Here is a 13,314-nt window from a genome sequence, read left to right as displayed (position 1 = left end):
GTCAGAGCAATCGCACTTTCATCGACCTGAGAAGGGTATCGGCCGATATGGACACTTCGCCTTCGACTTGGCACTCGTCCAGCACCATGGCCCCCGACCCGCAGGCTATCACAACTTTGCCGGAGGACACTTCAACAACCGCGCCGGCCGTTCCCCAGAACTGCCGCGGCTCTATATGAGCTGACCAGATCGTCAGCTTGCGGCCATCGGGCAGGGTCGTGAAAGCGCCAGGATAGGGTTTGGTCTGCGCCCGGATGAAGTCATGCACGCGCTTGGCCGGCCAGGTCCAATCGATACGGCCATCGGCAGGAATGCGCATGCCGCAATAGGACGGTGCGCCATCGGGCTGGTCAAACTTGACCAGCGTCTGCGCCTGCCAATTCTGCGCGAACTCATCGAGCATCGTGTCGACCAGTATCTCGGCGGTGGCTAAGGCGTCGGCAATCGTGTCGCCCTGATCCAACGGAAAGAAACGCTGGCCGACCAACTGACCGTCGTCGAGCCCGGCACTCAATTGGAAGAGGCTAATACCAATTTCCGCTTCGCCGTTGATGATCTGCCAGACCAGCGGTGCACTGCCGCGATAGCGGGGCAGGGGAGAATAGTGGAAGCCGTAGAAGTCCGTCTGAGGATACTCATCCACCGGAATGATTCTATACCAACCATGCACGATGGCCGCAGACGGCTGATAGAGGGCGACGAAACCGGCCAGGTCGGCACGATTGCGCACTATGTGGAGCGGCAAGTCCTGGGCGTCGGCAAACGCTTGGAACTGGGCCGCCAGTGACCTTTCGTCGTCGGAGTCGTCAGGACACGCAATGGCGGCCAGCAGACCGCGCGGCACGCCTGCGGCCAGTCGCGTCAACGCGGCGAGGCCGGCCGCCTTGCTGCCCATGAACACAAGTGGCCGTAGCGTCATTATTGCTCCAAGACCGCTGCAATGGCCTGCGTGACCTGGGACACTTCCAGACCTTCGAAGCAAGGCAGGGTTATCGTATTGGATTCCAGCCAGCCGGAATTGGGCTGTGGGGTGTTGTACTTGCGCAGGAAGTAGGTGCCATGGCTCATCGCGTATGTGCCGATGGTTGATTCGACTCCACGCGCCTTGAGCCCCGCGATCAGACCGTTGCGATCGCACCCATCCGGCACTTTGAAGACCAGTGACTGGACATTGTGGTGGACGTTCTGTCCGAGACGCTGGATGTGGAAGCCTAGCGGCGCGAGATCTTCGATGTAGCGGTCGCGTATGCGGTTGCGGTCGTCGATGATCTCGTCCAGCTTGGCGAGCTGCTTGCGCCCCATGATCGACTGGAGTTCGGGCAGGCGGAAATTGTAGCCATAATCAACGAAATCGAGCGCAACGCCCTTGATGCCGCTGGCGCCGTGGGCCAACTTGATTCTTAGCCAATCTGCCCAGTCATCGCGGTTGGTGGTAATGGCCCCGCCCTCGCCGGTGCACAGCAGCTTACGCGGATGGAAGCTGAAGCACGTGACGTCGGCAATGGCGCCGCAGCGCACGTTGCCCTCGCTGCTGCCAATGGCGCAGGCGGCATCCTCAATCAGTGGGATCCCCAGGCTCCTGCAGATCTGCTGGATCTCAGTGAGGCCAGTGGGATTGCCCAGCGCGTCGACGAAGATGACGGCTTTGGTGTTGGGGGTGATTGCTGCCCGCAGCGAATCGGGCGTCATGTTGAACGTGTCGAGCGAGACATCGGCAAAGATGGGACGGGCGCCCAGATCCTCGACCACGTTGGCCGTCGCCGGGAATGAGAAATCCGAGACGACCACGTCATCGCCCGCCTGAATTCCGAGCATCTTGAGCGATACCCAGAGCGCCGTGGTGGCCGAAGTTGCCAGGTGCGTGTGCTGGGCACCGGTATAGTTCGACAGCTCATCGCGGAATGCCTCGCATTGTGCCCCCCGGGTAAACATACCGCTGTCGAAGACTTCGCGAAAATCCTCTTCGACTTCGTTGAAAGTGATATGCGGCTTCATCAGCCTGACCGTGTTCACCGCGCGATCTCCTTGGCCCGGTTTGCGTACCAGTCAAGCGTTGTCCGGAGACCGACGTCAAAGTCAGTGAGCGAATACTCGATCAGGGACTGGGTCTTTTTGTTGCTGGCCGCGTGGCTCAGCACGTCAGCGTGACGCGCCGGTTTGCGTGCAATCTCGCCATCGTAATTCATTTGGGCGCAAATGCGATGCACCAGATCGGCAATGGTCACCTGATTGTCGGTGGAAATGTTTGCCGATTCGCCAGCCGGCAGAATGGCGAACAGCTTGACCACAGCATCAATGGTGTCCTTCACGTAGATAAAGTCGCGGCTTTGCGTCCCCTCACCATGAATTTCGGGGGTGCCGCCGTGCAGAATGCGCCAAGCGGTGATGGGAATTATACCTGCCATCAGGCCCTTATGGTTCTGGCGCGGGCCGTAATTGTTGAAGGGGCGCACGATCAGCGCATCGAGGCCGAACATGCGCACATAGCTCTCCACGGCCATGTCCGCTGCGGCCTTGCCCGCCGCATAGGTAGTGGTGGGATTGCGTGGATGAAGCTCGTCCATCGGTTCATAGACGGCCGAGCCATAGACCTCCGATGTCGAAAAATGACAGAGGGTCTGGAAGGTGCCGCGCCGCTGCAACTCGAGAAGGTTAAGCACCCCAGTCACATTGGTCGCGAACGCATTGGCGGGATTGAGGAAGGAATAGTTCAACGCTTTGGTGGCGCAGTTGAACACGATGGAGATGTCGTGGCGCGAAAAGACGTAGTCCAGGCTGGTGGCGAGTTCGACGTCGTCGCGATACAGCGTCAACTTGCCGGTGGCCTGGGCCTGGGCGAGGTTGTCTTCTGCCCCTAGGAACAGGTTGTCGATCACCACGACTTCCCGTGCGCCCTCGGCGAGCAGACGATCGACCAGGTGGCTGCCGATGAATCCGGCCCCGCCCGTTACCAGAACGACTTGGTCATTCACACTTCTCTTGGTCATCACACCATTACCGCCTTCTGAATTTGGTCGCATATCTCCATCGCCGCCAACCCTGCTTCGACACCCGGCGTGTCAAGCGTTGGGCCCGTCCGGCAACTGGCGACAAATGCCTGCAGCTCAGTCAGCAGGGCCTCCTGGGGGCGGACTTCTATCGCCTCTTGAATTGCCGATATCGTATAGGGCTGCCCCTCAACCTGCGTGATTTCGGACTGGCGTGTGATGATTATCTCTTTGCGCAACAACTCGCAGTCCACGAACATGTCAATGCATGTCGCTTCAATCAGGCGCTTCTTCTTGTCGGTAATGCGGCTGGCTTGAATGCGCGAGAAGCGTCCGTTTTCATGGGTCAGCAGCGCTGAGGCGAAATCGATCATCTTGTCGCGCACATAGCCATGGGCGACGATGTCGCGTGCCGGGCCGTTCAGATGCAGCGCCAAGTCAATGTCGTGGATCATCAGATCGGTGACGACATCGACATCTGTGATGCGCGCGCTGAGTTTGTTCGTACGTGTGAAGTCGATGCTAACGATTTGCTGGGCTCGATCCAAAATGGCCTTGAGCTCCTGCACGGCCGGGTTGAACCGCTCGATAAAGCCGACCTGAATATTGATCTTTCTGGTCCGGCAAAACGCCGCGATGAGCTGAGCTTCATCCAGCGTTCCTGCTAACGGCTTTTCCACGAAGATATTGTTTACGTGTTCGGCAGCCTGCCGAATCATCTCGGCATGGGTGACTGTAGGGGTACAGATGACCACAGCGTCCGTCCCTGCCGGAATTGCCGAAAGCTCATGGATGGCCGGCACGCCCAGGCTAGTGCTCGCACGCTGGGCCGTAGCATGGTCGCTATCGGCGACGAAGACCAGTTCCACCCCTTTGAGCATGGAGAGGACACGCAGATGGTTCTGCCCCATCTTGCCCAAGCCGATCAGTCCTACCCGCAGGAGCGCATCCGCCATGCTCAGAGGTCTCCGACACGATTGCCGGCCATGTCGATCCTGGCCGTCGGGCGGGCTGGATTGCCCTTGACGAGCGTGTAGGGCGCCACATCCCTGGTCACCACGCTGCCGGCGGCGACCATGGCATATTCACCAATGGTCACGCCGCACACAATGGTGGCATTTGCGCCGATGCTCGCACCGTTCTCGACCGTGGTCTCGGTGATTTTCCAATCAGCATTGAAAGCGCGCGGAACCTTGTCATTCGTGAACGAGACATTGGGTCCGACGAAAACGTCATCGCCAATCGTGACGCCGTTATAGACCGAGACGCTGTTCTGGATCTTGCACCGGTTGCCGATGCGCACGCCGTGATCAATGTAGACATCCTTCGAAATGATGCAGTTCTCACCGATCACCGCATCTTCGCGGATCTGGACGTTGATCCATACCTTGCTGCCGGCGCCGAGCCGGACATCTTGGGCTACATGTGCCGAACTGTGAACGAATACGTCTTGCATATCTGGCCTATCGATCATGCGGTCGCCATTGCCTGTGCCACGACAGCAGTGACGCGTTCAAGCTCGATATCGGTCATATAGGCGAAAAGGGGAAGGTTGAGGACACCCGCGCACAATTTCTTGCCCGCCGTGCCGCCAACATGGCCGCGCGTGTATTGGGCGGCCCCGGCTTGTGTCGAGATCACGCCGGGATAGATATTGCCAAAACCAATGCCCTCCTCACTCAACCGAAGCTGAACGCGCTTCCTGAGCTGCTCGTCGTCGAACAGACAGACATTGCAATAGCCGTTCTCGGCATATTGGGCGGGAGCGTCCATGAGCTGAATGCCCAAGGCCGGCAGGGTGTCGCGGTAGTAGCGCGCTGAACGTCGCCGGGAAGCAAGGCGCGCCTCGAAGTGGCCCAGGCTGAGATTTAGGAATGCAGCTTGCAGGCTGTCGAGGCGGGAATTCCAGCCTACCTCGCCATAACCGTAATGCGAGGTGCGCCCGTGATTGGCCAGCTGTCTGACCTTTTCGGCCAGCCCGGCATCGTTGGTCAGCACCGCGCCGCCATCGCCAGCACCGCCCAAAACCTTGGCCGGATAGAAGGAGGTAGTGGAGATCAATGCGCCCTCCAGCACCGGTCGGCTATCGATCAAAGTACCGAAACACTGCGCTCCGTCCTCAATCAGGTGGACGCCTGCTTGCTTGCAGATATTGCGAATGTCCAGCAAGTGCGCGCTCGCCCAGCCATAGAGATGCGCAATGATCACTGCCGTGGGGCTTAGGTCGGCAAGAGCCTGGCGCAAAGCCGCCACCGAGATACCTCCGTCGGCGAGGTCGACATCGAGCGTGGCGGGCGTCGCGCCCACATTGACCACCGCTTCGAAAGTCGCCCAAAAAGTAACGTCAGGCACGAGAACCGTGTCGCCGCGTCCCACGCCGAGGGCCCGCAGCGCCAATTGCAGGGCATCGGTGCCATTTGCGCAGGAGACGACGAAGCCAGCGCCCATCAGCGGGGCAAGCTTCTGCTCGAGCAGGCTGACCTCATCTCCGCCCATGAACTGGGCATTGGTGACCATTTCGCCAAACTTGGCCGTAACGGCGTCTACGAAACCGGGTTCGTAACGCTTGATGTCGATAAACGGTACTTTCAAGGCAAATCCTTTGACGTCCGACCACTGGGCGACACACGATTTCCGTATCCGATGAGGGACCAGAATAGCGCTCCAGTGGCTGGTTCATAGATAATGGGATAGACGAGCATCCAGCAAGAGAGGACGAGCAGGCAAACCAGAGCGCAGATATCCTCGACATGACCGGTTGCGCGTGCGTCACGAAAGAGGCGCAAAAATGCCCTTGCCATCAGGAGCACTACGATGGCCAACGTCGCCAAGCCACCGGTAATATAAATTTCCATATAGGAATTGTGCGGCAGCATCACTCCGGCATCGTATCCCAGGACTTCCTGGGCAGCGCTACCTGCGACGCCAAATGACAGACCGAAAACCATGTTGAAGAGTTTGAGCGCACTATAGTTGCCGTCGGCAGCGAAAAATATTCCGTCCTGCCGGTCCACAAGGTCGTCGACCAGGGAAGGCTCGCCATTTATCTGGCCCAGAACGGAGCGTATCGAGGCACTCAAGTAATCGCCGGCGTGTAGGGCAAAAACAAGCGCCAGCCCAACCAGCAGGCCGAACACTATACGGTTGAGGCTCTTTGTTCGCCGGAACAACAAATCGGCGACGACAATGGCTATGCAGGCGACCACCAGGCCCAAGGCCGCTGCCTTTGAAATAGTCATGAAGACAAAAATTACAGATGGCGACACGACCAGAATGGAATAGCGTAGCTTTGTAGGCAGGAATACTCCTATTACAACACCGATGACCGCGATCATGCCCCCAACATTGGGCTCCCCAAGGACCGTCATATAACGAACCAAGTCTGCCCTGATGGCAATATAGTCACCTACCAGGGTATCGAGGCTCCCGCCCCAAAATTGATAGAGATGCGAGGCCAGCGCCACGAAGACAACACCGACATAGACTAGCAATACGAGCCGGACGTGCTGGTGATCTGTGAACAGAAGCGCGACAAGAGGCGCTATCACCATGACATTGGCGAAACGCGCAGTTCCCGCAACGCCCATCGCGGCGCCGAACAGCAGATATGTGTGGAGGCCGGCCATCACCAACAGTGCACCCAGCACCCAGAACAGAGGCGAAAGAGCGAGAATGCGCCCTGGTGCGGCGGCGATTGCCAGCCCGCCAACGGTGGCTAGCAGCGCAAACCGCCCCAGTGATGCGAAGGGGAACACCAGATAATGCTGCAACTGATAGAGTGCACAGACCGCAATTGTGATGACCAGGAGGATCCTGGTCATACGGTCTAGGCGAGACGGCAATCCTATATTGGTCACGTTGTCGATCATCGTACTTTCCGGTCAGCTTTAGCTTTGGCAATAGGCAACGCGATTGAACCCCCGCCGCAGCGTTGCCTGGCTAAAATACCATTTGTAAACAACGCAATCGCGACAACGGAGCGATGCCTATCACGGAAGCCAATGCGAGAAGGTGGACATTGGAAAAGCCGTTCCCAAGCTAATCATTACAGCTTCGCTACTTTTCCGGGTTCTCCAGCTTTTCGTACAATCCAGCCCGCTCCCAGCGCCAAGCCGCCAATGACGCAGATTGTTCCTGGATACATGAAATTATAGAGGCTAGCGAACATCCCGTTAAGCGAGAGCTGTATGGCAAGATACGAATAAATCGCCGCGAACCCGATGGCGAAGAGACCCATATTCAATCTGCTAGCGAATTCTTGGATCGCAATAAGGGTAAAGAAGACCATAGGCAATGCCAGGCACACCCCCAACCGTCCCCCTATCAAGTACGCTTCCCCCACAAAGGGCACGCTCACGCCGCCAGGCGTGTTAGCCTCGTACTCGTGCAATAGAGCGGACAGATTGACCTGTTCGTGTTGGAGTAGCCCTCGCATTGTCGGAAGCACCGCAATGCCCAGAGGCCCGCGATCATGATACATGCTGATAGCCGCAGCAATAGTCTCCGGGTAGGCTACAAATACTCGATAGATAAATCTCTGGGCTAGAGCCGTATACCCGACTAATTCCGTCGTAGCGTGAATATAGCCGAACACCATCGTTGCCACGGCGATCACAGAAAATATCCAAAAGACCTTGCTACGTAATATTCCGTATGCCGTCCGGCCAGTCATGCCTAAAAAGGTGACGTAGGCAACAGAGAGCGACAGAAGAAACCCCAAAAGGCCGCCTTTAGAGCCTAGTGATAAACTTGCGCCGAAACTAACAAGAAGACAGGCGAGCGGGACTATCTTCAATTTTCCAGAGCTGGATAGAAATACTATTAGCCCGTGATTGGAAAGCAAAATGGGTATAAAAACAAATGCAAGGCTGTAGATAGGCCAGTTCGATATGCCGTAGACGTACTTGTCCCTGAAAGAATATGAATTATCGACATCCATGCTTCCGTCTAGCGCGGATTGGATGAGAAAAATTCCCGTTTGATGATAGTAAAGCGCCGCAATAGCGAATATTGCGGTCATTGATAACGCGATCAAAAAACCATCATTGTATTCAAATCTATAATTAGTGGGGCGTGGCTCTCGCAATAGAACGTATGTCCCGCAAATCGCATAAAATATAATTGCTTGGGAAACGAGCAGGATTGCTAATTCAGAAGATACTGGCTGAGTGTCGAATGCTAGCCAATAAATCTTTTCAGCGGAGAAGACGCCTATGCTTCCCACAGCATTGAAGGCAATCATGCCGATAAAGGCAAAGCACACTACTGGGAATCGCCACACACGTTTGGACGTAGCCAATAATGCAACGCCCGGAGCATAGGCTGTCAGAACCAAAACGTATAGAACTAGCTCTGTCACAATGTTAGCTCTGCGAGCATCTAAGCCGACGCCAATTCAGGTTGGTTTTAAATTCGTGCGTCGACCGCAATCGCGATCCTCGTCGCCTGCGCCTGTTGCCAGAGCGGGGAGGGCCATTCCCGTCCCAATCGGATGGCGTCGGCGAAGCGGCGAAGTTGATTTTTCTGCCCCTTGTCGGCCTTGCGCAAGTCGAGGGTTTCATTGCGTTGGCCGACGATGTTCAGTGTGCGATAATCGTCCATGTTGTACACGCTCCCTTCGGCAAAGATCTCCATGGTTTCCTTGGAATAGGCAGACGAGCCGAGTGCGGTATAAGTCAACGTCGCCACCGAGCCATCCTTGAACTGCATTGTGGCCACGAAATTGTCCGACGGCGAATAGTGAGCCGTGGTTGGAGAGATGGAAATGGCCTCGACAGAGGTTACTTCCGCCTGAGTCAAAAAGGTGAAGAGGTCGTAGATGTGGCAAGCCTCGCCACGATTGCGTCCACCGCCTTCTGGTCCGTGCACCCAGTGGTCCAGCGGAATATAGCCGGCATTCATCCGGTAGTTGATAATCATGGGGTTTGATCGCGAGGCAAGCGTCTTGGACACACTTTCCATGATTGGCGAAAACCTGCGGTTGAATCCGGTGAGCAAAAGTGGTGCTCGCTGGTTGGTCTCGTAGAAATCTTCAATGCCCGCTGTCTCGGCCTCCGTCAGTGCAAGGGGTTTTTCCAGAAGGACATGCTTGCCTGCTTGCAGAGCCTCTATGGCCACTGCGCTGTGCGTATCGTGCCGAGTGGCGATGATCACTGCATCGACCTCGGGATCGTCCAAGACTTGGTGGTAGTCAGTTGTGCTGTAGTCGGCGCCGAAGCGCTTGGCCGTCAGGGCGGCATTGTGGCCTGTACGGCTCGCCACCGCGCGCAGATGAAACAGGTCGGCCATCTCGGCGATATTGGGGAGGTGCATGCCCTTGGCGAAGCCGCCGGCGCCAATCACGGCGAGGCGAACCCGATCTACCGCCCGCTTTGTCGCGATGGCGGGCGTGGCTAGCCTGCGATCGGGCGTAACCTTGGCGTCCTGACTATAGGACAGCAGCACCAGTAAAGGCTTTGTCGCGCCTCCGGCCTGCGTGGCGCCATACGCGTCCGATACTTTTTCCAACGGATGGATGACGGATGGCAGCTTGCCCAGGTCGACCAGGCCATCCGAGATCAGGCGAAGGTATTCGGCCATGTTGCGGCCCTCGGTCCAGCGCACGTAGCCGATGGGATAGTCGAGCCCCTTGTCTTCGTAGCGATCGTCGTAGCGACCGGGACCATAGGAGGTGGAAATCAGGAAATCGAGTTCCTTGGCATAGAAGTCGGCACGATTGAGATCGAGGCCGACATCGCCTACCAACACGACCCGCGCCTTGCGGCGGCACATGCGGAAAGCGGTCGAGACGATCTCGTCCGAGGGACTGGCGGCAGTCACGATGACGCCGTCTGCGCCCGCGGCGGTAAGCCGGATGACTTGGTCCACCGTGTCGCCATCCTCGGGATGGACGCTCCAGTCAAGGCCCGCTTCCTTGGCTGCTGCGATCCTGTCGCGGTCGACATCAACGCCAATGACGCGGCAGCCGTTGGCGCGCAGCATCTGGACGGTCAGCTGACCAATAAAGCCCAGGCCGACTACGACAAAGATTTCGCCCAGTGTAGGCGCCGCGCGCCTGATGCCCTGCAGCGCTATAGCGCCAAGGGCAACCGTTGAGGCCGCAGCGAAGTCCACATTGTCGGGAATGCGCGCCGTCAGGTTCACGGGGATGCTGACGAACTGGGCGTGAAAGGCACTCTGTGCGCCAGCGCACGCAATGCGGTCGCCGATCCGGAACTCGGTGACGCCCGCACCAAGTTCGATGACTGTGCCTGCGCCCGAATATCCGGTGGGCAATTCCACCGAAAGCCGTTCGCGCACTAGGTTCACCGCCGAACTCAGCCCATCCGAGCGCACCAGGTCGATGACCTTCTGCACGTTCTTCGGTTGGTCGAGGACACGCTGCAGGACCGAACGCCCGGTCGCCTGAACGCCCGACATCTCCGTGCCTACGGAAACGCAGGAATGATGCATGCGCACTAGGACTGCGCCAGGCTGCGGTGCGGGTGCCGGAACATCCGCCAAACTGACCTTGCCCTCGCTGACGATGACCTGTTTCACCGCCAAACGCCTCGCGTGTCGATTATGGTCTTGTCGGCGAGTCGGGATCTGTCGAGCGACTTGAAAGTCTTGTGGTCGACCAGCATGACGACGATATCCGCCCGTTCAATTGCTTCTTCCGCGGGTGCCAGTTCGGCCTTGCCTACAAGAGTGCGGGGCAAATGGTCGATGAAGGGCTCGGCCACCAGCAACTTTGCTGAGGGTGCCCGTTGAGCGAGGATTTCGACGATGGCCAGCGCGGGGCTTTCGCGCAGGTCATCGACATCAGCCTTGAAGGCAAGGCCAAGGCAGGCAACCGTCTGGCCCTCTGCCTTCGACAAGGCGTCAAGCACCTTGTCGACTATCCAATGGGGCTTGCCGTCATTGACCTGGCGGGCCGTACGGATCAGTCGCGCCTCCTCAGGCGCAGCATGGACGATGAACCAGGGATCGACGGCAATACAGTGTCCGCCCACTCCGGGTCCGGGGTTGAGGATGTTGACGCGCGGATGCCTGTTGGCCAGCGCGATCAACTCCCACACGTTGATGCCCAGTCGATCGCAGATCAGCGACAGTTCATTGGCAAAACCAATGTTGAGGTCGCGAAAGGCATTCTCTGTTAGTTTGGTCATTTCGGCGCTGCGGGCATCGGTGAGCACGCATTCGCCGCGTACGAATGTTTGGTAGAGGCTCCTGGCTCGTTCGGCGCAGACCGGCGTTATGCCCCCAATGACGCGGTCGTTGTCGACCAGCTCAGTCATGATCCGGCCCGGAAGAACGCGCTCGGGGCAATAGGCCACCTGGATGTCGGCGCCGGTCGTGCCCTGCTTTGGAAAAGAGAGATCCGGCCTCAGCGTCACCAACAAGGCCGCCACCTGCTCAGTCGTGCCAACTGGTGAGGTCGACTCGAGAATGACTAGTGCGCCCGGCTGAAGCATGGGGGCAATGGCACGGGCTGCGCTTTCGACATAGCTGGTGTCGGGCTCGTGGTCATTCTTGAACGGCGTCGGTACGGCGATGATATAGGCGTCCGACTGCTCAGGGGTGAGCGAGGCGCGCAGTTTGCCTTGGCTCACTACCGCTTGAACCAGTTGGTCGAGGTCGCGCTCCACAATGTGAATCTCGCCGCGATTGACCGTGTCCACCACGCTGGGATTAACGTCCACGCCTACCACGTCATGGCCGACACTGGCGAGCATTGCGGCCGTTGGAAGGCCGATATAACCTAGGCCCACCACTGTGATTTTCAGCTTCTCAGAATTCATCAGTACTTACATTGCCTCGGATGACGCCGGCGATGCGCTCGGCTGCCCGCCCGTCGCCATAGGGATTGTGCGCCGTGCTCATGGCCAAATAGTAGGCCTGGTCGGTCAGAAGTCGACTAGCCTCGTGGAAAATCCTGTCCTCGTCCACGCCGACGAGCTTTACCGTGCCAGCGGCAACGGCCTCGGGCCGCTCGGTTGTCTCTCGCATGACCAATACTGGCTTGCCTAGGGAGGGTGCCTCCTCCTGCACGCCGCCCGAATCGGTGATCACCATATAGGATTCGTCCATCGCCGAAACAAAAGCATGGTAGCCCATCGGTGCAACGAGGTGAACATTGCTAACCTCGTCGAGCAGGCGGTGTACGGGCTCCATGACGCTCGGGTTGGGATGGACGGGAAAAACGATGCTCACGTGATGCGCTTCTGCCAGGCGGCGCAGCGCGGCGCAAACCGCCTCAATACCGCTGCCGAAGCTCTCGCGCCGGTGTCCGGTGACGAGAATCAGCCGTCGTGTCGCGTCATAGGCAGGCAGCGCGGAGAGGAGCGCAGCAGCGCGGGGCTTCTCGAGCACATCCTTGAGCGCGTCGATCACCGTATTGCCGGTAACCCAGATACGGTTCGCCGGCACGCCCTCGGCCAGAAGGTTATCGCGCGCAGTCCGGGTGGGCGCGAAATGCAACTGCGCCACCTGTCCGACAAATCGACGGTTCATTTCCTCGGGCCAAGGTGCATTTATGTTGCCCGAGCGCAAGCCGGCCTCGACATGGCCGACGGCAATCTTCTTGTAGAAGGAGGCCAGAGCCGATGCAAAGGCAGTGGTGGTATCACCATGCACCAGTACCAGATCCGGTCTGACTTGGTCCAGCAGGGCGGAAAATTTCACCAAAATATCGGACGTGAGCGAATCCAGAGCTTGTCCCGGAGTCATAACATTCAAGTCATAGTCGGGGTCGATATCAAACAGGTCGAGAACCTGATCCAGCATTTCACGGTGCTGAGCTGAAACGCACACCGTCAGGTCAAAATCATTGTTCTTGCTGAGTTGCTTGATCACCGGAGCCATCTTGATGGCCTCAGGTCGGGTGCCGAATACGATCAGGATACGACGGAATTCCATAGGCACTCCCCTAGGCGCCACCACGAACCGCCAGCCGAGGTAATTAAGGGCTTCGGTCTGCCAAGTCTAGGTGATGTTGGTCAGTCGCACAGGAGCCAAGCAGCATTGAACCAACAATTGCTGGATTGCTTTCAGCGAAGGTAACTCGAAGAAGGAGGCAATTGTGGTTCCTGGCGGCCGCCACGGTCCTCTTTTGCCACTTGGCGGCCCGTCAAGATCGCGATGCCCAGCGCTTGGGCGGCACTGTTTACCCTGCCCCCGCAGATGGCATCGTGCTCATATCATTTTTGGTAGAAGGTTGGGGGGTAGTTTCAGGTTCACTGCGGACCTCAAAAGAACGACGCGAGTCGTGCCTGTACCAGGCCGACACCCTGCCAGGGCACTGCTGAGGAATTGTGTTACGTGACCTTTCACAGAGCAGGAGTGC

General features: G+C 58.0%; 11 protein-coding genes. All 11 read right to left on the bottom strand.

Annotated features, from left to right (window positions below; all coding sequences use genetic code 11):
- Window position 1: 1 nt before the first annotated feature.
- Window positions 2-919 (bottom strand): methionyl-tRNA formyltransferase, encoded by a 918-nt coding sequence (locus GDR53_RS05850; RefSeq protein WP_193337139.1) that lies wholly within the window; start codon window positions 917-919, stop codon window positions 2-4.
- On the bottom strand, window positions 919-2,013 hold the full coding sequence (locus GDR53_RS05845) for a DegT/DnrJ/EryC1/StrS family aminotransferase (RefSeq protein WP_210321398.1): 1,095 nt from the start codon (window positions 2,011-2,013) through the stop codon (window positions 919-921). Before GDR53_RS05845 ends, GDR53_RS05850 begins: the two co-directional genes overlap by 1 nt.
- The gene (locus tag GDR53_RS05840) at window positions 2,010-2,987 is read right to left on the bottom strand and encodes a dTDP-glucose 4,6-dehydratase (protein ID WP_193337138.1); all 978 of its coding nucleotides are present in this window, start codon (window positions 2,985-2,987) and stop codon (window positions 2,010-2,012) included. The genes GDR53_RS05845 and GDR53_RS05840 overlap by 4 nt, the downstream gene beginning before the upstream one ends.
- The gene (locus GDR53_RS05835) at window positions 2,987-3,943 is read right to left on the bottom strand and encodes a Gfo/Idh/MocA family protein (RefSeq protein WP_193337137.1); all 957 of its coding nucleotides are present in this window, start codon (window positions 3,941-3,943) and stop codon (window positions 2,987-2,989) included. The genes GDR53_RS05840 and GDR53_RS05835 overlap by 1 nt, the downstream gene beginning before the upstream one ends.
- A 2-nt stretch (window positions 3,944-3,945) precedes the next feature.
- Window positions 3,946-4,443 (bottom strand): acyltransferase, encoded by a 498-nt coding sequence (locus GDR53_RS05830; protein WP_193337136.1) that lies wholly within the window; start codon window positions 4,441-4,443, stop codon window positions 3,946-3,948.
- A 14-nt stretch (window positions 4,444-4,457) separates the two neighbouring features.
- Window positions 4,458-5,579: a DegT/DnrJ/EryC1/StrS family aminotransferase gene (locus GDR53_RS05825; RefSeq protein ID WP_193337135.1), complete on the bottom strand. Its 1,122-nt coding sequence runs from the start codon at window positions 5,577-5,579 to the stop codon at window positions 4,458-4,460.
- The gene (locus tag GDR53_RS05820; RefSeq protein WP_193337134.1) at window positions 5,576-6,856 is read right to left on the bottom strand and encodes a hypothetical protein; all 1,281 of its coding nucleotides are present in this window, start codon (window positions 6,854-6,856) and stop codon (window positions 5,576-5,578) included. Before GDR53_RS05820 ends, GDR53_RS05825 begins: the two co-directional genes overlap by 4 nt.
- A gap of 176 nt (window positions 6,857-7,032) precedes the next feature.
- On the bottom strand, window positions 7,033-8,346 hold the full coding sequence (locus GDR53_RS05815) for a hypothetical protein (protein ID WP_193337133.1): 1,314 nt from the start codon (window positions 8,344-8,346) through the stop codon (window positions 7,033-7,035).
- 47 nt (window positions 8,347-8,393) lie between these two features.
- Window positions 8,394-10,526 carry a bi-domain-containing oxidoreductase gene (locus tag GDR53_RS05810; RefSeq protein WP_193337132.1) on the bottom strand — a complete coding sequence of 711 codons (2,133 nt, stop codon included), beginning with the start codon at window positions 10,524-10,526 and terminating at the stop codon, window positions 8,394-8,396.
- Complete coding sequence (gene wecC, locus GDR53_RS05805) at window positions 10,523-11,770, bottom strand: UDP-N-acetyl-D-mannosamine dehydrogenase (RefSeq protein ID WP_193337131.1); 1,248 nt, start codon at window positions 11,768-11,770, stop codon at window positions 10,523-10,525. The genes GDR53_RS05810 and wecC overlap by 4 nt, the downstream gene beginning before the upstream one ends.
- The gene (gene wecB, locus GDR53_RS05800) at window positions 11,760-12,887 is read right to left on the bottom strand and encodes a non-hydrolyzing UDP-N-acetylglucosamine 2-epimerase (protein ID WP_193337130.1); all 1,128 of its coding nucleotides are present in this window, start codon (window positions 12,885-12,887) and stop codon (window positions 11,760-11,762) included. The genes wecC and wecB overlap by 11 nt, the downstream gene beginning before the upstream one ends.
- Between the last annotated feature and the right edge of the window lie 427 nt (window positions 12,888-13,314).

Source organism: Devosia beringensis (assembly GCF_014926585.1).
In the GTDB taxonomy this organism is placed as follows: domain Bacteria; phylum Pseudomonadota; class Alphaproteobacteria; order Rhizobiales; family Devosiaceae; genus Devosia; species Devosia beringensis.
Note: the sequence above shows the minus strand (reverse complement) of the source record. Positions and strands in the feature narration are given on the sequence as shown.

Coding starts and splice junctions, on each gene's coding strand:
- GDR53_RS05850 (WP_193337139.1), bottom strand. CDS start 919: ATGACGCTACGGCCACTTGTGTTCATGGGCAGCAAGGCGGCCGGCCTC.
- GDR53_RS05840 (WP_193337138.1), bottom strand. CDS start 2,987: ATGACCAAGAGAAGTGTGAATGACCAAGTCGTTCTGGTAACGGGCGGG.
- GDR53_RS05835 (WP_193337137.1), bottom strand. CDS start 3,943: ATGGCGGATGCGCTCCTGCGGGTAGGACTGATCGGCTTGGGCAAGATG.
- GDR53_RS05830 (WP_193337136.1), bottom strand. CDS start 4,443: ATGCAAGACGTATTCGTTCACAGTTCGGCACATGTAGCCCAAGATGTC.
- GDR53_RS05820 (WP_193337134.1), bottom strand. CDS start 6,856: ATGATCGACAACGTGACCAATATAGGATTGCCGTCTCGCCTAGACCGT.
- wecC (WP_193337131.1), bottom strand. CDS start 11,770: ATGAATTCTGAGAAGCTGAAAATCACAGTGGTGGGCCTAGGTTATATC.
- wecB (WP_193337130.1), bottom strand. CDS start 12,887: ATGGAATTCCGTCGTATCCTGATCGTATTCGGCACCCGACCTGAGGCC.